The 19,711-nt window shown below is 69.8% G+C and carries 13 protein-coding genes; 6 read left to right on the plus strand and 7 right to left on the minus strand.

Annotated elements, in window-relative coordinates; genetic code table 11:
• Positions 1-34 precede the first annotated feature (34 nt).
• The 6 genes from INQ48_27150 to INQ48_27175 are packed head-to-tail and all read left to right on the plus strand — an operon-like array spanning position 35 to position 5,821.
• Positions 35-907, plus strand: coding sequence for a tetratricopeptide repeat protein (locus INQ48_27150; GenBank protein ID QRF60918.1), 873 nt, complete (start codon positions 35-37; stop codon positions 905-907).
• Positions 904-1,308 (plus strand): DUF3613 domain-containing protein, encoded by a 405-nt coding sequence (locus INQ48_27155; protein QRF56955.1) that lies wholly within the window; start codon positions 904-906, stop codon positions 1,306-1,308. The genes INQ48_27150 and INQ48_27155 overlap by 4 nt, the downstream gene beginning before the upstream one ends.
• A 27-nt stretch (positions 1,309-1,335) precedes the next feature.
• A complete protein-coding gene (locus tag INQ48_27160) occupies positions 1,336-1,839 on the plus strand; it encodes a pilus assembly protein (protein ID QRF56956.1) in 504 nt (167 codons plus the stop codon).
• Positions 1,836-2,333 (plus strand): pilus assembly protein, encoded by a 498-nt coding sequence (locus INQ48_27165; protein QRF56957.1) that lies wholly within the window; start codon positions 1,836-1,838, stop codon positions 2,331-2,333. The genes INQ48_27160 and INQ48_27165 overlap by 4 nt, the downstream gene beginning before the upstream one ends.
• A 13-nt stretch (positions 2,334-2,346) precedes the next feature.
• Positions 2,347-4,368: a hypothetical protein gene (locus tag INQ48_27170; GenBank protein ID QRF56958.1), complete on the plus strand. Its 2,022-nt coding sequence runs from the start codon at positions 2,347-2,349 to the stop codon at positions 4,366-4,368.
• A gap of 16 nt (positions 4,369-4,384) precedes the next feature.
• Positions 4,385-5,821, plus strand: coding sequence for a sigma-54-dependent Fis family transcriptional regulator (locus INQ48_27175; GenBank protein QRF56959.1), 1,437 nt, complete (start codon positions 4,385-4,387; stop codon positions 5,819-5,821).
• A 51-nt stretch (positions 5,822-5,872) separates the two neighbouring features.
• On the opposite strand, the gene INQ48_27180 is transcribed toward INQ48_27175, so the two are convergent.
• The 7 genes from INQ48_27180 to INQ48_27210 all read right to left on the minus strand — a co-directional run bounded on the left by INQ48_27180 (position 5,873) and on the right by INQ48_27210 (position 19,502).
• Complete coding sequence (locus INQ48_27180) at positions 5,873-7,435, minus strand: TolC family protein (protein QRF56960.1); 1,563 nt, start codon at positions 7,433-7,435, stop codon at positions 5,873-5,875.
• The gene (locus INQ48_27185) at positions 7,432-8,748 is read right to left on the minus strand and encodes an HlyD family type I secretion periplasmic adaptor subunit (GenBank protein QRF56961.1); all 1,317 of its coding nucleotides are present in this window, start codon (positions 8,746-8,748) and stop codon (positions 7,432-7,434) included. The genes INQ48_27180 and INQ48_27185 overlap by 4 nt, the downstream gene beginning before the upstream one ends.
• A gap of 81 nt (positions 8,749-8,829) precedes the next feature.
• Positions 8,830-10,644, minus strand: a complete 1,815-nt coding sequence (locus tag INQ48_27190; GenBank protein ID QRF56962.1) for an ATP-binding cassette domain-containing protein — start codon at positions 10,642-10,644, stop codon at positions 8,830-8,832.
• A gap of 83 nt (positions 10,645-10,727) precedes the next feature.
• Positions 10,728-11,021 (minus strand): hypothetical protein, encoded by a 294-nt coding sequence (locus INQ48_27195; protein ID QRF56963.1) that lies wholly within the window; start codon positions 11,019-11,021, stop codon positions 10,728-10,730.
• Entirely contained in the window at positions 11,018-14,131 is a 3,114-nt protein-coding gene (locus INQ48_27200) for a Mur ligase (protein QRF56964.1), read from the minus strand. The genes INQ48_27195 and INQ48_27200 overlap by 4 nt, the downstream gene beginning before the upstream one ends.
• A gap of 102 nt (positions 14,132-14,233) precedes the next feature.
• Positions 14,234-14,740, minus strand: a complete 507-nt coding sequence (gene pal, locus INQ48_27205) for a peptidoglycan-associated lipoprotein Pal (GenBank protein ID QRF56965.1) — start codon at positions 14,738-14,740, stop codon at positions 14,234-14,236.
• Positions 14,741-14,831: 91 nt separating this feature from the next.
• A complete protein-coding gene (locus INQ48_27210) occupies positions 14,832-19,502 on the minus strand; it encodes a hypothetical protein (GenBank protein QRF60919.1) in 4,671 nt (1,556 codons plus the stop codon).
• Positions 19,503-19,711 lie beyond the last annotated feature (209 nt).

Raw genomic sequence — 19,711 nt, forward strand, 5'->3', positions numbered from 1 at the left:
CCCGGTGTCGCGCCGCGCCGGCCGGGGCGCGCACATGGTCTTCGCGATCATGCTGAGCGCCGTCGTCGCTGGCTGCTCGACACCCAAGGACCAGTACCTGGGAGCGGCCGAGGCTCAGCAACGGGCCGCGGCGGACGATGCGGCTTCGTCGAAGGCCGGCGCGGCTGCGGATTCGCAGGCGACCTATGTCAGGTTGGTCGAGCAGATGCAGCGCGAAGGACTTTGGTTTGCTTCGCTGGCCCACATTGATGCCCTCGAACAACGCTGGGGCTCGTCGCCGGACACGCAGCGCGCCCGCGCGGATGCCTTGCGAAACACCGGGCAACTGGCGCAGAGCGAAGCCTTCTATCGAAAGCTGCTGGGTACGCCGCTGGAAGGTGCCGCCTACCATGGCCTTGGCTTGGTCGCGGGAGCGCGCGGAGACTACGCCGAAGCCATGGACTTCCTGAAGCGCGCGCAGCAACGTAGTCCTACCGACGCGGTGCTGCTCAACGATCTGGGCTATGCCAGCCTGCGCGCGGGCCGCTTCGCGGACGCTCGCCTGCCGTTGATGCAGGCCATGCAGCTGCAACCGGAGAATTCGCAAGCACAGGCCAATCTGGCGCTCTATCTCGAGGTAACGCAGCAGAGCGACCAGGCGTCGGCATTGATGGAAGCCCGCCGGATGTCGCCCGCCACACGGGCGGCCATCCGGGAAGCGGCTCGGCAGCTGACCTCCGCGGCCTCGACCGCACCGATGGCCGTGCCCGCTCCGGCCGCGCCCCTCAACGAAGCCGCAGCGCCGCTGGCGCTCAAGCCCTCGCGCAGGTCCAGCCTGTTTCGCGTCGCGCCCCGTGACGAGCCAGCACCGGTCGCAGCCGCACTGACACCCCTGCCGTCCAATTCCATTCAACAAGGCCCACCATGATCTACCGCCCTACCCTTCGCGATATCCTGACGCAGGCCTGCTTCGCCGCCTCCGCCCTCGGGCTCGCGCAGGCGTCCGTCGCGCAGGAGCCGCCCCGCGCAGCTTCGGCGTCAGCCGTGCCGCTGCAGGCTGACAAGGAGACTCCCGCCTCCGCGGCCACCGAACCGGCCCTACCGGAAGACGCCATGGCCGATGCGGAGCAGGCGCTTCCGCCGCCCGAGGTCGGGGACGCGACGCTGTCACTGCTCCACTGGCAGCGCAGCGGAGCGATCGGCTCGACGACGCCGCGACCCATTCCAGGGCCGGTTGCCAACCGCAGCTACGAGCGCTACCTGAAGAGCTTCGAGCACCCGATTCCGGAGTTCTTCAACTCCACGGTCAAGACCAAGAGCAGCAACTGAAGCCAAGCTGCAACGGGAAAGAACATCATGACCTCCGCGAACGGCAGAAGGAACGGCGCGCATCGGCGCGCGCCGGCGAAGGCCCGCCTGCAGCGGGGGATCTATGCCGTCGAGTTCGGCATCGTGTTCCTGATCTTCTTTACCGTGCTCTACGCCATCATCTGCTTCGCCATCATCTTCACCCTGCGCTTCGGGCTGCAAAACGCCGCCGAGGATGGCGCTCGGGCCGCGCTGCGCTACCAGACCAGCCTGGGCGCGCGCGAGACCGAGGCCCGCAGCGTCGCGCGGCAGCGGGCAAGCGGTTGGCTGCCCGTGGCGCCCAGCATCGATGCCAAGGTATGCCAAGTCGGAACCACGAATTGCACTGAAGCGACGCGAAGCTGCGGCGCCCAATGGACGCAACGCTGCCAGATCGTGGTGACCGTCAAGGTCCAGGGCATGCAGGCGGTCCTCCCTCCGTTGCCGAGCTTCGCGGCACCGGACACGCTGGTCGGGAGAGCCAGCATGCTGTTGGACGGGAGGTCGCCATGACATGCAGCCCCGAATCTCGTTCGAACCGCGGTCGCAGTGCGGCGCGCCTGCAGCGTGGCGTGGCTGCGATCGAGTTCGCGCTCGTCTTTTCTCTGCTGTTCCTGCTGCTCTACGTCATCGCGACCTTCGGTGCGGTCCTCTACACGCAGCAGGCGCTGTCGCGCGCAGCCGAGGATGGGGCACGCTCGGTTACGCTGCAACCCGTCTCCGCGCAGCTCCAGCAGAACGTGGTGGATGCCGTGCGCGATTCGCTGGCAGAAGCGCTGGTCGTGCCCGCGCTGCAGAGCAGCTCGACGGCACTTCGGCGCACCTGGATCGCCAACAACGTCAACGTCACCGTGACATTGAGCGGCAATCCGAATCCCCAGGCCATCGTGCTGGTGAAGTACCCGTACAGCGCCAACCGGCTCCTTCCCACGCTACCGCTGCTGGACACGAGCCGCTGGATGCCCGACGAGCTCCAGGGCCAGGCCACCGCCGCACGCCGGCTTTAGGAGGTCATTTGCCATGAGCAAGCCATCCAACGCCCGCCACGAACGCCGCCGGCTCGAGGCGCGCCCGCACAGAAGAGCGCGTGGCTCCGTGCTGGTGAATACGCTGATCGCCCTGAGCCTGATCGTGATCACCCTGATCGGTACCGAGCTGGGCTATCTTTTCTTTCTCAAGCGCGAGTTCCAGAAGACAGCCGACCTCGCGGCGCTCGCGGCCGCACAATCGCTCAAGCCCGGCAGTTGCACCGAGGCAACCGCGGCCGCCATTGCCAATGCGGCCCAGAATCTGCCCACCGGATTCACCCTCTCGGCGGCCGACGTCACCTGCGGGCGCTGGGATCCATCCACGCGGCCCACCCAGCCCCACTTCGGTCCATTGGCTGGCAGCGAGAAGTACAACGCCGTCCGGGTGACGATCGCACGCACGCCACCGCTTCTTTTTTCCAGCATTCCCGGCAACCAAGCGCGACCGATCAGCGTGGAAGCCCTCGCGGCGCAGCGCCACCCGATGGCCTCGCTGACGATACGCAGCACGCTGCTGACGGTCGACCCGACTCAGGTGTCACTGCTGAATGCCGTCTTTGGCGGACTGCTCGGCGGCTCGCTGTCGCTCGATATCGCGGGCTGGCGGGGGCTCGTCAACACCGACATCAAGCTGCTCAGCTTCCTCGATCAGCTCGGCATCGACCTGGGAATCGGGGCCGGGAAGTACGACCAGATCCTGGGAACCGACGTCAGGGTCGGGGTATTGATCCAGGCCATGATCAACGCGCTGCAGAAAAGCGGAGCGACGGCCACCGCCGCCATCCAGGCACTGGGCTTGATACAAGCGGCCGCGGAGATTTCGCCGACCGTCGTGAAGCTGGGCGATCTGCTCGGTGTCCAGACGGGATCGGATGCGGCAGGGCTGAACCTCGATCTTCAGCTGTTCCAGTTGTTGCAGGGCGTGGTCCAGGTGGCGAATGGCAAGAACGCTCTGGTCGCCAGCGTCCCACTCACGGTTCCCGGCGTGCTGTCGGTCACGGCGAACATCCGGGTCATCGAGCCTCCGCAAATCTCCGCCGTCGGCGATCCCACGCTGGCCAAGCTCGATCCGACCGGACCCAACCAAATCTACGTGCGAACCGCGCAGATCCGAACCTTGATTTCCGTGGAACTGCCCGCGTTGAATGGAGTGTCGAACCTGGTCAATGCCGTGACGACCCTGGCGTCGCCGGTGACCACCCTTCTCAACAATCTGCTGAGCTTCAAGCTGAATCTTCTCGACGACGTTCTGGGCTGCGTTTTCGCCTGCACCAGGGATGTCACCGACGTGGACATCCTGCCCGCGCCGATTCGCCTCGACATCAACCTCGATGCGGGCGGCGGCGAATCGCGCGTGAACAACTTCAGCTGCCCGGCGGATGCGAAGACCCTGTCGGCACAAACCAGCACGGCCGCGGCTCAACTGCGGATAGGCAAGATGGGCACCTCCGCGGCCGATGCAAAGAGCAAGGTGTTCGCCTCCAACGCACCGCCTGTGGTCGATCCAATCCCGGTGATCGACATCGGTTCGCTCCAGTGCAAGCGCCTGCTGCTCGGACTGATCCCCGTCGAGTGCGACGAAGCGCATCGCAAGGCTTTCTATGGCGGCGGCCTGGGCCTCAAGGCCGACGTGCCGGTCGCCAAGTCCGACGCCTCGCAAACCTTCATCGATCCACCGGATCTCGCCGACGTGGAGCACGAGACGCCGTTCCTGCCCGTCAGCTCGCAGAACATCATCAACAGCCTGACGTCGACACTCGGTGGACTCAACATGCTGAGTGTCATCACGCCAACGGGCAGCCCCAACGGGGGACTTCAGAACGTGCTTACCGCCCTGACGAATACCCTGGGCACCGTCATCGGTGCCCTCCAGGACATCGTCAAAGGTGTTCTCTCGCCGCTGCTCGACCCCCTCGTGAACACCTTGATCCGCGACGTGCTCGGTGCCAATCTCGCTCAGACGGAAGTCGGCGGGCGTCTCACATGCGACGGGAGCGCGGAGCTTGTTTATTGAAATGCTGATTCCCTAGATGAGCGCCTCCCCCAATTTCGACGAACTCGACCTCTTTGTCTGGGAAGGTAAGGCCGACATCCTCGACCGCATCGCCCGCTGCATGGCGAGCTTCGATGTCGAGGTGATCCGGGCCGACGGCATGCCGCCGCCCTCGCAGGACCGCGCGGCGGCGATGCGGCCGTCGGTGGCGATCATCAGCGTCACGGTCATCGATGGGGGCGGGCTGCCTCAGGCGACCGAGCTGCTGCAGGGCATGCCGGTGATCTGGGTCGCGGCGGCCTCGCGTGAGCGCGATTCGCGCACCTATCCGCCCGAATACCTGCACGTGCTGCCCTACGACTTCACCTGCGCCGAGCTGCGCACGATGGTCGCGAAGCTGGTGCGGCAACTGCGCGCGCGCGACGTGGCGCCGCAGCCGCTCGACGAGCTGGTGGCGCACTCGGAAGCGATGAAGTCGCTGCTGGCCGAGGTCAATGCCTTCGCCGATTGCGACCACAGCGTGCTGGTGCGCGGCGAAACCGGCGTGGGCAAGGAACGCATCGCGCAGCAACTGCACCTGGGCCACCAGACCTACTGCAAGGGCGCGTTCGTGGCGGTGAACTGCGGCGCGATTCCCGACGGGTTGTTCGAGTCGCTGTTCTTCGGCCACGCCAAGGGCTCGTTCACGGGCGCGGTGCATGCGCACCGCGGCTACTTCGAACAGGCCACGGGCGGCACGCTGTTCCTCGACGAAATCGGCGACCTGCCGAAGTACCAGCAGGTGAAGCTGCTGCGCGTGCTCGAGGACGGCGCGGTCACCCGGCTCGGCGCGACCTCGCCGATCCGGGTCGACTTCCGGCTGGTCGCGGCGACCAACCGCAACCTGCGCGAGATGGTGGCCAGCGGCGAATTCCGCGCCGACCTGTTCTACCGCCTCGCGGTGATCGAGCTGCACGTGCCCAGCCTCGAGGAGCGTGGCGAGATCGACAAGATCGCGATCTTCAAGGCGCTGCTGGCCAACGTGCTGGGCGACCAGCTCGAGGTGCTCGGCGAAACGCCGCACTGGCTCAGCGACGCGGTGGCCGAGACCTACTTCCCCGGCAACGTGCGCCAGCTGCGCAACCTCGCGGAACGCGTGGGCGTGATCGCGCGGCAGCTGCACAGCTGGGACCAGCACCTGATCCAGCGCGCGATCGCGCTGACCCGCGGCACGCCCTCCACCGGCGCGGGCGGCGGCATGGGACTGGGCGCGAACGCGGTGGGCACGAGCAGCGCCTTCGAGGCCGCCGGCGGCGACCAGCGCAAGGGCTGGAACGGCAGCGAGCGCAACCGCATCATCGCGGCGCTCGAGATCAACGACTGGAAGCGCCAGGACACGGCGCAGCACCTGGGCATCAGCCGCAAGGTGCTGTGGGAGAAGATGCGCAAGTACCAGATCCTCGACGGCGAACCGGGCATTCCGGAAGACGCCTGAGCGGCATCGCGGCCGCGCGCTGACGCGCCGGCCGCCCGCTTTCCTTCTTCGTCAGTTGGTGGTGGTCGGCAGGCGCTCGGCGCGCCGCAGGGTCACGGGCTGCGCGTTCTGCGAGCGGTCCACCGACGCCTCGTTCGCGCAGGTCGAGTTGCTCGCCAGGCACGGGCCGCTGAGCAGGCCGTCCTCGGTCAGCACGGTGCGGCTCGGCGCACCGAAGACGCGGTCGACCCATTCGTTGCCACCCTCGGGGTCGATGCGCAGTTCGCCGGTGGTGCGCGCCAGGCGCAGCTCGTTGACGCGCAGATCGAACACGGCATCGACGTAGTCGAACAGCAGGTTGTAGTACTCGAGCTGGGCATCGAGCACCTGCGGCAGGGTGTCGCGGCCGAACTCGAGCAGACGGCGGCGGCCGCGGAAGGCCTGGCCCGAGGTGCTCACGGCCTCCATCAGCTGGCGCTCGCGCTCGCGGCCCGAGACGGTGCGCGACCACGAGGCGCTGGTGAGCTCGAACAGGTTGAGCTTCACGCCCTCGAGCTTGGCTTCCTGGTTCTCGACCTCGGCCATGGCGGTGCGCACGCGCAGCTGGCGGTCGAAGCCGCTGCCGAAATTCCAGCTCAGCTCGAGCGCGGTGCGCGTGGGGTCCTGCGGCGACACGCCGCGCGGGTCCTTGCTCTTCACGATCACGGCATCGACGGTGGGCCAGATGCTGGCCTCCTGCTGCTCGACCAGCGCCTTGGCCTTGTTGATGCGGCCCTGGGCCTCGGCGATCTCGGTGCTGCGCTCCTCGGCGCGGCGCAGCGCCTCGGCCTGCGAGTCGATGCGCCACTGCGGCGGCGCGGCCAGCACCGGCAGGTTGCGCGTGATGGGCGTGAACTTGAAGTAGCTGCGGAACTTGGCGATGGCCTCGTCGCGCTGGGCCTCGAAGTCGGCCTCGCGCGCGGCCACGCTGGCGCGGCGCGCGCTGGCCATGTTGAGGTCGTTCTCGCCGGTGGCGCCGAGCGCGACGCGGCGCGCCTCGGCCTTCGAGAGCTCGGCCACGATCTCGGTGGAGCGGTGCGCGATCTCCTTCTTGAGGTCGAAGCGCTGCACCTGCAGGTAGGCGGTCAGCGCATCGAGCACCACCTTCTGCGAGGTGGTGGTGACGGCCTGGCCGTCGGCCTCGTTGCCGGCCTCGGCGGCACGGATCGAGGCGCTGATCGCGCCGCCGTCGATCAGGCTCATGCGCGCCTCGGCGGTGATCACGTTGTAGCTCTGGGTCTGCGCGTTGGCGGCGCCGCTGTTGTAGTTGCCCGAGGAGGTGCCGACCTTGAAGCGCGGATAGCGCGCCTTCTTGGCCTGGTCGATCTGGAAGCCGCTGGTATTGGCGGCCGCCTGCGCGGTCTGCACTTCGGGGTAGTCCTGCGACAGCACGACCAGCGCCTGCTTCACGCGCTGCACGTAGCCGGCGGTGCCGATCGAGGGCGCCGTGAGGCGCCGCGCGAGCATCAGCGAGGGCGGCGGATCCTGTGCCTCCTGCGCCATGGCAACAGGCGGCAGCGCGAAGCTGGCGGCGAGCGCCGCGCACAGCACGCCGGTGCCCGCCGGGCGCCGGCTGTGGGTCGGGCGGCGCTTCATGGTTCGCGGAAGGCTTCGCGCCGCAGCTTGAGCACAGGACGAAGGATGTACCAGATGAAGGGATCGGTGCCGACCTTGAGGTCGACCTCGGACTCCATGCCGACGGTGATGCGGTTCTCCTTGTGGCCGACGAAGGACTTGTCGGTGCTGATCAGCAGCCGGTAGTACGGCGCGCCGCTGGCGATCGCGGGGTCGCGGTCGGCATCGGCCGCCACCAGCGTGACCTTGCCCTCGACGGCGCCGTAGCGCAGGTAGTCGTAGGCGGTGATCTTCACGGTGGCCGCCTGGCCGATCTCGACGAAGCCGCGGTCGTTGGGATTGAGCCGCGCCTCGATCATGATCTCGTCCTTGTCGGGCACGACCTCGAGGATGGCCTCGCCGGGCTTCACCACCCAGCCGGGGCTGCCGCTGCGCAGGCCCTTGACGATGCCGTCCGACGGCGCCTTGACCTCGGTGCGCGAACGCTGCGTGCGCGCGCGCGCGAGGTCCTCGCTCAGGCTCGCGAACTGGCGCTCGACGGTGGCGAGCTCGTCCGAGGCGCGGCGCCGGAAGCGCCCCTCGGCCTCGGCCATCTTGGCCTGCGCCTCGGTGATCGCGGCATTGGCCGAGATCACGCCCTGGCGCGCCACCGCGAGTTCGCTGCGCGCGGCCTCGGCCTGGCGGCGCTTCTCGAGCACCTCGACCTGGCCCACCAGCTTCTCCTTGAGCAGCTGCTCCGACACCTCGAGCTCCTTCTGCATCAGGTCGAGCCGGTCGCTCAGGCCCTTGACCTTGGCCTGCTGCTCGAGCTGCCGGCTGCGCGCGGCCTCGAGGCTGGAGATCGCGCCGGCCATCACGCCGCGCTGCTCGAGCGCGCGCGCGTCGTAGGCACCGGTCTCGCCGGCGTACACGCCTTCGTCGATGTCCTTGGCGAAGGTGTCGCGCTTGAGCGGCTGGCCGCGGCTCTCGGCCATCAGGCGCACGCGCGTGGCCTGGGTGGCGGCATAGCGCGCGGTCAGTTCCTCGAGGTTGAGGCCGCCGCCGCCGAGGTCGATCTCGACCAGCGACTGGCCCTGCTTGACGTGGTCGCCTTCCTTCACGAGCACGGCGCTGACGATGCCGCCTTCCAAGTGCTGGATCGACTTCACGCGATCGGAGGGAATCACGCGCCCGGGCGCGACCACGACGGTCTCCATCGGGAAGCCCAGGCCGATCACGGCGAACACGCCGATCAGGCCGCCGAGCAGCCACTGGCGCCGCCGGCCCTCGGGCGTGATCTGCGCGGCGCGCTTCTGGTCTTCGGTCTGCAGGACCTGCGGCAGATCGGCTTTCAAGATCTCGCCTCCCTTGCGGTCACTCGGTCGTCGCACTCGGTCATCGGTCGCTCGGTCCAATCCATAAACAAATTCGCCGCCTCAGGCGATCGAACGCGCGGCGGACTCGCCGTCCTCGCCGCCTTCGGGCAGCGCCACCAGCGCCTTCTTCACGCCGAACAGCTTGGGCACCATCAGCGCGGCGGTGCCCTGTTCGACCGTGCCTTCGCCGGTCACGTGGTAGACATGGCTGGCGGCCGAGACGATGCGCAGCGAATGCGTGACCACCACCACGGTGCGCACCTTGGCCACCGCCAGCAGCGTGGCCAGCAATGCGCGCTCGCTCTGGAAGTCGAGGTCGTTGCTGGGCTCGTCGAGCACCAGCACCGAGGGCTTGCGCAGGAAGCTCATGGCCAGCGCGAGCTTGCGGCGCTCGCCCACCGACAGGCCGGTGCCGCCCTCGCCCACCGTCGAGCGGTAGCCATCGGGCAGCCGCGAGATGAAGTCGTGCGCGCCCGAGAGCTTGCAGGCCGCGACGATCTGCTCGTCGCTCTGGCCCGGCGCGGTGCGGCGCATGACGTCGATCAGCGAACCGCCGAACCAGTAGACCTCCTGCGAGAGATAGCTGATCCAGCGCGACAGCTCCTCGCGGCCGAACTGCGAGAGGTCGTACTCGCCGATGCTGACCACGCCGTGCGTGGGCGTGTACAGGCCCGAGAGCAGCTTGACCAGCGTGGACTTGCCGGCGCCGTTGCGCCCGACGATGACGTGCAGGCCGCCGGGGCCGATGTCGAGGTCGAGGTGCTCGATGACCGCCTTCTGCGCGTTCTCGGTGAAGCTGAAGCTGACGTCCTTGAGCGTGATGCGACCCAGCGGCTGCGGCAGGGCCATGCCCACGGGCGGCTTCTCCACCGGCTCGCCGAGCACGGTCTCGAGGCGCTTGGCGGCTTCCTTGGCGGTCGCCAGCGAGCGCCAGTTCGACACCAGGCCGGCGATCGGCTGCAGCGCGCGCAGCGCGAGCATGTTGGAGGCCACGAGGCCGCCGACCGTCATCCACTGCTCCATCACCGAGATGGCGCCCACCGTGACCACGATCACCGAGAACACGGTCAGCAGCACCGTGGTGCCGTCGCGCGCGGTCTCGATCTGGCCGTTCTTGGTGAAGCTCTCGGTGAGCCAGGCGTTGTAGGTCTGCTGCCACATCTCGATGATGGGACCGTCGTTGGCCTGCGACTTGAGCGTCTCGCGCGCATGACAGATCTCGGCCGTCATGCGGTCGAGGCCGCGGCCGCGCTGCACTTCCTCGACGCGGCCGGCGCGAACCTCGTCGGCCCACCACCAGGCGAGGAAGGAAAGGATCGCGAGGAAGGCCACCACCACCGGCAGCACCGGCAGCGCGACGATGCCGATCACCACCAGCCCGAACACCGCCATCGGCAGGTCGAAGATCGATTGGGCGAGGCCGCCGGTGACGGTGCCGCGCACCGAGCCGACGTCGCGGAAGTACAGGTGCCAGGACGAGGCCGGCCGCGCCTCGAGCGCGCGCAGCGGACGACCGAGCATGGAGCCCATCAGCGCGCCCGAGACGCCGTGGTCGATGATCGCGCCCGCGTTGCGCAGCAGGCGCGAACGGCGCGTGCGCAGCCAGAACTCGATGCACAGGAAGAACAGGATGCCGCTGACCAGTGCCGCCAGCGTCGACACGCCGCTGCGCGAGAGCACGCGGTCGTAGACCTGCAGCAGGAAGATCGAGGGCAGCAGCCCGAACAGGCTGATCGGAATGGAGCGCCAGGCCGCGCTTTTTATCAGCGGGTAGGCATCACGGAACGCGGCATGGAGGGCGCCCGCATAGGGACTGGCACCGGGCTCCACGGGCCGCTCGGCGACCAGTTGAGTGGGCAGGAGAAACTTGATCATGGGCGAAAGCCGATCCCGTCAGGCGATGACGCAACGGCTTCATTATCAACTGTTACCCGACTGTTACAACGCAATATTTCACTCTAGAAAGCAGTGCAATTCGAGGCTTTGGTCAGGGGTCGGTCAGTCCCTGTCGCCGCGCGGTGCGAGACGGTTTCGGTGGGCAGGACGACGCTGGCGCAGGCCACCGTCTTTCGTGCCTGCGCGGGCTCGTCGTCTAAGGACAAACCCCGATCGAGAAAGATCGCGACGTTGACGCACAGCAGCATGCACACGACCCACGCGCACAGCAGCTGAGCCCAGCGAGTCCACCAGCGGCGCGCCGGGGCGGCCTCCTGCTGCGCGGGCAGATGAAGGAGTGCATCCAGTCTGGTCATGGCAGTGCTTTCAGAACCCGGGCCAGCCGGGACAGACCCACGCCCGCGGAGCTTTTCGCGAGCACCCAGTCGCCCGGCTGGAGCAGGCTGCCCAGCGCGGTCGACAAATCGGAGACGTCGACGAACCAGTGCGAACGCACCTTCGAGCTGATGCGCGCATGCAGGGCCCGCATCAGCGGTCCGCACAGCAGCACGCGGTCGGCCTGCGTGGCCAGCAGCTCGGGCTCGAGATCGAGGTGATGGCGCTGGGCCGCCGGGCCCAGCTCCTGCATGTCGCCGAGGATCGCCACGCGGCGCGCGGGCTCGCACGGGGCCTGCGCCAGCAGCTCGAGCGCGGCGCGCATCGAACTCGGATTGGCGTCGTAGGTCTCGTCGATCAGCTTGAAGCTGCCGCCGCCGATGTGGATGGTGTGCAGCGCGCCGCGCCCGCCGGGGGGCTCGAACTGCGCGAAGGGTTCGACCGCCGCGGCCAGCGGCAGCCGCAGCGCGGTCAGCGCGGCCAGGCCGGCGACGGCGCTCATGCCCATGTGGCGGCCCGGCGCGTTCAGGCGCAGCTGCAGCGGCTCGCCGGCCACCATCGCCTTCACCTCGCCATGGTCGAACGAGACCAGCCGCACGTCGGCCGCGCGGTGCTCGCCGTAGCTCACCACCTGCAGCTGGCGTTCGGCCGCGGCCTCGGCGAACACCGGGTACTCGACCATGTCGCGGTTCAGCACCACGCTGTCGCCGGCGGTCATGCCGAGGAAGATGCGCGCGTCCTGCCGCGCGGCGGCCTCGGCCGGGCCGCGGTGCTTCTGCGCCGCGGCCGACAGGCCGGCGATCACCGCGAGCGTCGGGCGCACCAGCTGCGTCGACGCGGGCAGCTGCGACTGGCTCATGTCGAGCACCCAGTAGGCGGCGTGGCGCGGCAGGCAGGTGAGGTTCCACGCGATGCCCGACGGCAGGCTGATGCTGCCTTCGGGCTGGCCGACCTCGCCCCACACGGTGAGCGCGCTGGCCATCATGGCCGCCACGGTCGAGCCGGCGACGCCCTGCCCCACCACCGCGCAGACACCGCCGTTGAACTCGGCGCGCGCATGGGTGCCGAGCTGCAGCACGGCCTGCGGCAGGTCGGCGACCTTGAGCACCGGCACGCGCTTGTCGAGATGCGGCTTGGGATCGACGCACAGCACGGCGGCCGCGGGCTGCAGCACGCCCTTGAGCGCGACGGCCGCGAGCGGCGCCTTGGCGTTGCGGGTCTGGTTCTCGAACACCACGCGGCCCTTGCGCAGGAAGGAGCGCTGCGCGACGCCGCTGGCGCGCCAGCCGTCCTCGGGCTTCACCACCCATTCGCCGCCGGTCACGCGCGCCATCTCGCTCGCGGTCCAGGTGCCGCCGTCGTCGCGCGGTCCGCCCTGGCCGACCGAGATGCCGCCACCGGCCACCGCGCCGGCGCCCGCGCCATGCAGCGTGCGGCGCTCCACCAGGTAGCGGTGGAAGGCCACGAAGCCCGAGACGTACTGCTCGACGTCGTCGATGCGCACGCGGAACGCGTGGTGGCGGATGAAGAACGAGCCGACGATGGTCGAGGGACGGCGGAAGTACATCGCCATCTCGGGCCAGAAATAGCCGTTGAGCAGGTAGTGCGCGCGGTAGTCGAGCGCGCGGTAGAACTTCTCGACGTCGAGCTCGTCGAGCAGGTGCCGCATCGCGGGCATGCCCTCGAGCCGCTGCAGCATCTGCTGCGCGGCGAGCATCAGCTCGAGCAGCGTCGGGAAGGTGGTCTTGCGGTCGAGCACGAAGTCGAGGTAGCCCGCGACGTTCTGCAGCCCGAAGCGGAAGTAGCGCTCCTGCGGGCTCCAGCGCGCGAGCTCGTTGACGCAGCAGCTCAACCAGTGGTCGTGCGCCTGCCAGTGCTGGCTGGCGATGAAATGGTCGAAGGCCTTCTCCACCACCGCGAGCCACTGGGGATCGCGCGTGAGGCCGTAGAGGCGCAGCAGGCCGTAGGAGGCCTGGCCGTCGTAGTAGATGATCCGCGAGGCCTGCTTGAGCGTCAGGTCGTTCGCATGGATGACGTGGTTGAAGCGGCCCGTCGCCGGGTCCTGCAGCGAGGAGATGCCCAGCGCGAGCTTGTCGAGCAGCGGCAGCCAGCGCCGCGTGTCCATGGCCTCGCAGTACTTCACGAGCGCCAGCACGCAGGCCGCGTTGCCGCCGAGACGGATCTCGCCGCCGGTGTCAACCAGGAACGAGATGTCGCGGCCGTCGGCGAGCTTGTAGTCGCGGATCAGGTGATGCACCAGGCGATCGAGCGCGCGCTCGATGGCCGCGCGCAAGGTCTCGTCGCGCGTGATCTCCCACGCCTCGATCATGGCGTAGAGCGCGCTCGCATGGCGCATCGCGTCGTAGGTCGGGATGCGCCGGTCGAAGCAGGGGAAGTAGCCGTAGACGAACAGGCCGTCGGCCTGCACCTGGCGCGCCAGGTACGAGGCGCCGCTGCGCACCAGGTCGAGCGTCGATTGCGGATTGAGCGCGGGCAGCTGGCGCCGCCCGGCATCGAGCCCCGTGCCCACGAGCTTGTGCACCACGCCGTCGGGCTGGCAGAACAGGCCCACGGTCGCCAGCAGGAACACGGGCTGGTCGCCCGGCAGCTCGAGCGACAGCCGGCGGCCGAAGCGCGCATCGGCATAGAGCTCGAAGTTGCGCGGGTTCACCACCGCGTGCGCGATGGTCGAGTCGCCGCTGAGCATCGCGTTCGCATTGAGCTCCTGCTCGGTGAACGCGAGCTCGAAGTCCTTGTCGAAGGCCAGCCCGAGGCGGAAGTAGTTGCGCTTGACCGACGCCAGCTGCCCCTTGAACTGGACCCAGTCGATCGGGCTCGCGCCCTCGACCCAGTCGACGCGCAGCCAGGGCGAGACGATGCCCTGCTCCTGCACCCAGCGTTCGAGCTGCTCGGCGCCTTCGCGCCAGGCGGTCTCGAGCACGGCGGCGCGGGTGTGCACCACGTGCGCGCGCTGCGTGCCGTCGCTCACCGAGAAGAACAGCGTGAAGGCCGGGTATGGCGCCGGCAGCGCCGCGCACACCGAGACGAGTCGCTCGTGGCAGGCGTGGAGCTGATCGGAGAAGGACATCATTCGGACCCGGTCGAGAACGGGCAACCGGTCTTCTTCGTCATGCGTGGCCGCGATGACTCGGAAGACCGGGAGCTGCCATCGAAGGCATCGCAGTTCCCTGGTTCAGCGGTAGCTGAATTCGGCGCGACGATTGAGCTGGTAGCCCTCCTCGGTGTTGGCAAGCGACGCGGGTTTTTCCATGCCCCAGCTGATGGCTTCGAGCCGTTCGGCGGGCACGCCCAGCTGCGTCAGGGCGCGCTGGACGGCTTCGGCACGGCGCTGGCCCAGCGCGAGGTTGTATTCGCGGCCACCGCGCGAGTCGGTGTGGCCTTCGAGCACGACGCGGCTCGTCGGGCGGTTGCGCAGGAAGCTGGCGTGCGCCTCGACGATGTTGCGGTACTCGGGCTTGATGTCGTACCGGTCGAAATCGAAGTACACGATCTTCGACACGCCGGCCGGTCCGTTCTGCACCGGCGGCGGGGGCGGCGGCTCGACCTTGGCGACCGCGCTGGCGCCCTTGTTGGAGTAGTAGTAGGTCGCGTCGTCGCGACCTTGCTTGGGCCCGGTACCGCAGGCGACCAGGCTGGCGCCCAGTGCCGCGATGGCCAGTATCCGGAAACTCGTCTTCATACCGTTCCTTTCAGAGGACGGACCGTTGCCGGTCCGTCCTTTCTTCTGCTGCTCGTTCTCTTCTTTTCCGTCCACTGTCCGTGCGACCGGATCAGCCCAGCAGGCCGTGCAGGATGTTGGCGACCGGGGTCACCACGTTGCCCACCGTGTGCTCGACCTGGCTGGTGATCGGGGTCACGGTCTGGGTCAGGTTGGTACCCAGGGCGTGGTCCAGACCGTCCAGCACGTTGGACACCGTGTCGACCACCGGTGCCGCGGCACCCGTGGCGCCCGCCAAGATGTCGGTCACCGGGGCCAGCGCGCCGGAACCGGTGCCGGTCAGCGAATCGACCACCGGCGTCGCGCCACCCGTCAGGCCGCCGAGGATGTCGGTGACCGGCTGCAGGATGTTGGCCACCGGGCCGTCGCCGCCGAGCGAACCGAGCAGGCTGCCGACGAGGCCGTCGTTGCCCAGCAGGCCGCCGACCAGGCCGTCGTTGCCGAGCAGGCCACCGACCAGGCCGTCGTCGCCGAGGACGCCGCCGAGCAGGCCGCCTTCGCCGCCGCCGAGGACGCCACCGAGCAGGCCGCCTTCGCCACCGCCAAGCACGCCACCCAGCAGGCCGTCGTCGCCCAGCACGCCGCCGAGCAGACCGCCGTCGCCGCCGAGGACGCCGCCCAGAAGGCCGTCGTCACCCAGGACACCGCCGAGCAGGCCGCCTTCACCGCCGCCGAGCACGCCACCCAGCAGACCATCGTCACCCAGCACGCCGCCGAGCAGGCCGCCGTCACCGCCAAGCACGCCGCCCAGCAGGCCGTCGTCGCCCAGCACGCCGCCGAGCAGACCGCCGTCGCCGCCCAGAACGCCGCCCAGCAGGCCGTCGTCACCCAGGATGCCGCCGAGCAGGCCGCCGTCACCGCCGAGAACGCCGCCCAGCAGGCCGTCGTCACCCAGGATGCCGCCGAGCAGGCCGCCGTCACCGCCGAGAACGCCGCCCAGAAGGCCGTCGTCACCCAGGATGCCGCCCAGCAGGCCGTCGTCACCCAGGACACCGCCGAGCAGGCCGCCGTCACCGCCGAGCACACCGCCCAGCAGGCCGTCGTCACCCAGGATGCCGCCGAGCAGGCCGCCGTCACCGCCGAGCACGCCGCCCAGAAGGCCGTCGTCACCCAGCACGCCGCCAAGCAGGCCGCCGTCACCACCCAGCAGACCGCCCAGGAGGCCGTCATCGCCGAGGACGCCGCCGAGCAGGCCGCCGTCACCGCCGAGCACACCGCCCAGCAGGCCGTCGTCGCCCAAGACACCGCCCAGGAGGCCGCCGTCACCACCCAGCAGACCGCCGAGGAGGCCGTCATCGCCGAGGACGCCGCCGAGCAGGCCGCCGTCGCCACCGAGCACGCCGCCCAGCAGACCGTCGTCGCCCAGGACACCGCCCAGGAGGCCACCGTCACCACCCAGCAGACCGCCGAGGAGGCCGTCATCGCCGAGGACACCGCCGAGCAGGCCGCCGTCACCGCCGAGCACACCGCCCAGCAGACCGTCGTCACCCAGGACACCGCCGAGCAGGCCGCCGTCGCCACCGAGCAGACCGCCCAGCAGGCCGTCGTCACCCAGCACGCCGCCGAGCAGACCACCGTCGCCGCCGAGCAGACCGCCCAGCAGGCCGTCGTCACCCAGCACGCCACCCAGAAGGCCGCCGTCGCCGCCGAGCAGACCGCCCAGCAGACCATCGTCGCCCAGCACACCACCCAGGAGGCCACCGTCGCCGCCGAGCAGACCGCCCAGCAGACCGTCGTCACCCAGCACGCCGCCGAGCAGACCACCGTCGCCACCGAGCAGACCGCCCAGCAGACCGTCGTCACCCAGCACGCCGCCGAGCAGACCACCGTCGCCGCCGAGCACGCCGCCCAGCAGGCCGTCATCGCCCAGCACGCCACCGAGCAGGCCGTCGCCGCCGATCAGATTCGCCACGCCATCGGTCAGGAAGTCGACCTGCGTGCCCACCGCGCCCAGCAGCGCGTCAGTGGTGCCGGCGCCCAGCAGCTGGTCGGTCAGCGGGCTCAGCAGGCCGCCCACGCCGTCGGTGACCTGACCCACGAGGTCGTCCACCGGATCCAGCACGTTCGGGTCGTTCGGCGTGAAGCTGTCGCCGAGCACCGGGCCCAGCAGGCCGCTCACGGTGTCGGTCAGGCTGTCGGTCAGGCCGACCACCGGAGCGAGCACGTCGCCCAGGCCGAGCTCACCGAGCAGGCCGTCGTTGAGACCGTCGACCAGGCCGCCGACGACGCCGTCCACGGGGTCGAGCAGTTGGGTGCCCGTGCCGCCGCCACCGCCGACGCCGTCGAGCAGGCCACCGAGCAGACCGCCCACGAGGCCGTCCTCGCCGAGCAGGCCACCGACCACGCCGTCGTCCGCCAGCAGGCCGCCGACCAGGCCGTCCGGACCCAGCAGGCCCGGCACCAGGCCGTCTTCGCCGAGCAGGCCGCCGACGATGCCGTCATCGCCGAGCAGACCGCCCACGAGGCCGTCGTCACCCAGCAGGCCACCGACCAGGCCGTCGTCGCCGAGCAGACCGCCCACGAGGCCGTCTTCGCCGACCAAACCACCGAGCAGGCCGTCGTCGGCCAGCACGCCACCCAGCAGGCCGTCGTCGCCGAGCAGGCCGCCGACCAGACCGTCATCGCCCAGCAGGCCGCCGAGCAGGCCATCGTCGCTCAGCAGGCCGCCCAGGGGACCGCCGGCACCGAGGATGCCGTCGTCGCCGAGCACGCCACCGAGCAGACCGTCGTCGCCGAGCAGGCCACCCAGCAGGCCGTCATCGCCCAGCAGACCGCCGAGCAGGCCGTCTTCACCGCCGAGCAGGCCGCCCAGCGGGCCGTCGGCCAGCAGGCCACCGACCACGCCATCGGGGCCCAGCAGGCTGTCCACGATGCCGCCACCGCCGAGCAGGCCGCCGACCAGGCCTTCGCTGCCCAGCAGGCCGCCGAGCACGCCGTCGTCGCCGAGCAGGCCGCCGACCAGGCCGTCGTCGCCCAGCAGGCCGCCGAGCGCGCTGTCGTCGCCGATCAGGCTGCCCAGCAGGCCGTCGGAACCGAGGGCCGGGCCGAGCAGGCCGCCCAGCAGGCCGCCTTCGCCGCCCACGCCGCCGAGCAGGCCGTCGTCACCCAGCAGGGTGTCGAGCAGGCCGCCGACCGCGGTGCCTTCGCCGATCAGGCCGCCGACCAGGCCGTCGTCGCCGAGCAGCTGGCCCACGAGGCCGTCTTCGCCGAGCGCGCTGCCCAGCAGGCTGCCTTCGCCGAGCAGGCCATCGACCACCTGGCCGATGGTGCCGTCGGTGCCCAGCAGGCCGTCGACGACGCCGTCGATGCCCAGACCGGTGGTCACGCCACCGAGCAGGCCATCGCTGCCCAGCACGTTCTCGAGGCCATTGGCCAGGGCGTCGGTGACGTAGTCGACCTGGCCGTTGAGCGAGCCGATCAGCGCGTCGGTCACGCCGTTGCCCAGCAGGGCATCGACGACCGGGGCGACCGCGCCGCCCACGCCGTTGGTCACGTTGTCCACGGCCGTGTCGACCGGGTCGAATTCGTTCGGATCGTCGGGCGTGAACTCTTCGCCGACGATCGGCGCGAGCACGTCGTCGACCAGGTCGGTCACGCCATCGACCACCGGCTTCACCGGGTCGAGCACGCCGCCCAGGCCGAGGGTGTCGTCCACGGCGTCGATCGCGTGGTCGACGAGGCTGTTGCCCGGGTCGAGGAGGTGGTCGGCGTCTGCGTCTGCGTCTGCGTCTGCGTCTGCATCGGCGTCAGCGTCGGCATCGGCGTCCGCATCGGCGTCAGCGTCCGCATCGGCGTCAGCGTCGGCATCGGCGTCCGCGTCAGCGTCGGCATCGGCGTCCGCGTCGGCATCGGCGTCCGCGTCGGCATCGGCGTCCGCGTCGGCATCGGCGTCCGCGTCGGCATCAGCGTCGGCATCAGCGTCCGCATCGGCATCGGCATCGGCATCGGCATCGGCATCGGCGTCGGCGTCAGCGTCAGCGTCGGCATCGGCATCGGCGTCAGCGTCGGCATCGGCATCGGCATCGGCATCGGCATCGGCATCGGCATCGGCATCGGCATCGGCATCGGCGTCAGCGTCGGCATCGGCGTCAGCGTCGGCATCGGCGTCAGCGTCCGCATCGGCGTCTGCATCGGCGTCGGCATCGGCATCGGCATCGGCATCGGCATCGGCATCGGCATCGGCATCAGCGTCTGCATCGGCATCGGCATCGGCATCGGCATCGGCATCGGCATCAGCGTCCGCATCACCATCGGCATCCGCGTCCGCATCGGCGTCGGAGTCCGCATCGGCGTCGGACTCACCCACGCCGCCAGGGACCTGGAAAGGAAGGAAGGCACCATCGCCGCCACCGCCGCCGCTCAGCGCGGCACCCAGTGCGGCCGCGCCCAGCGCGCCGAGAGCGAACTCGCCCAGGCCGATGCCGCTGCCGGCAGCGAGCTTCTTGGTCACGGCCAGCGCGGCGGCATCCGCATCGCTGTCGGGCGGGGTGACCTGCAGGTCGCCCGAGGCCACGTCGACGTTGACCTGCTCGAGGCCGCCGGGCAGCTTGGTGGAGCCCACCGTGGCATCGGTGCCGCCGGTGAAGACGCCGGCCAGCGGCGCCTTGTTGCCGGCCGAGCCGGGGAACAGGACGTTGGCCTGGCCACCGTCGGGAACGATCACGCGATCGCCGGCCATCAGCGAATGGCCGCCGTCGACGGGAATCGACACGCCGTCGCGCATGACGACCGTGCCCGGCGTAGCATTGGATAGCGATCCAATGCTGCCGGGAGCAGTCGCGGCGGGCGCTGCGGGTGCGACCACCGGTGCCGAGCCCATGGGGGCGATCGGCGTTGCGGTGGCCTGGGCGATGACCACTGGAGCAACGCCGTTATCGGCAGTTCCTGCGGTCGAGGGGGACGATGCTTGTGGTGCAGTCATGGCGGCCTCTG

Origin of the sequence: Variovorax paradoxus (genome assembly GCA_016806145.1) — a bacterium.
Lineage (GTDB): Bacteria > Pseudomonadota > Gammaproteobacteria > Burkholderiales > Burkholderiaceae_C > Variovorax.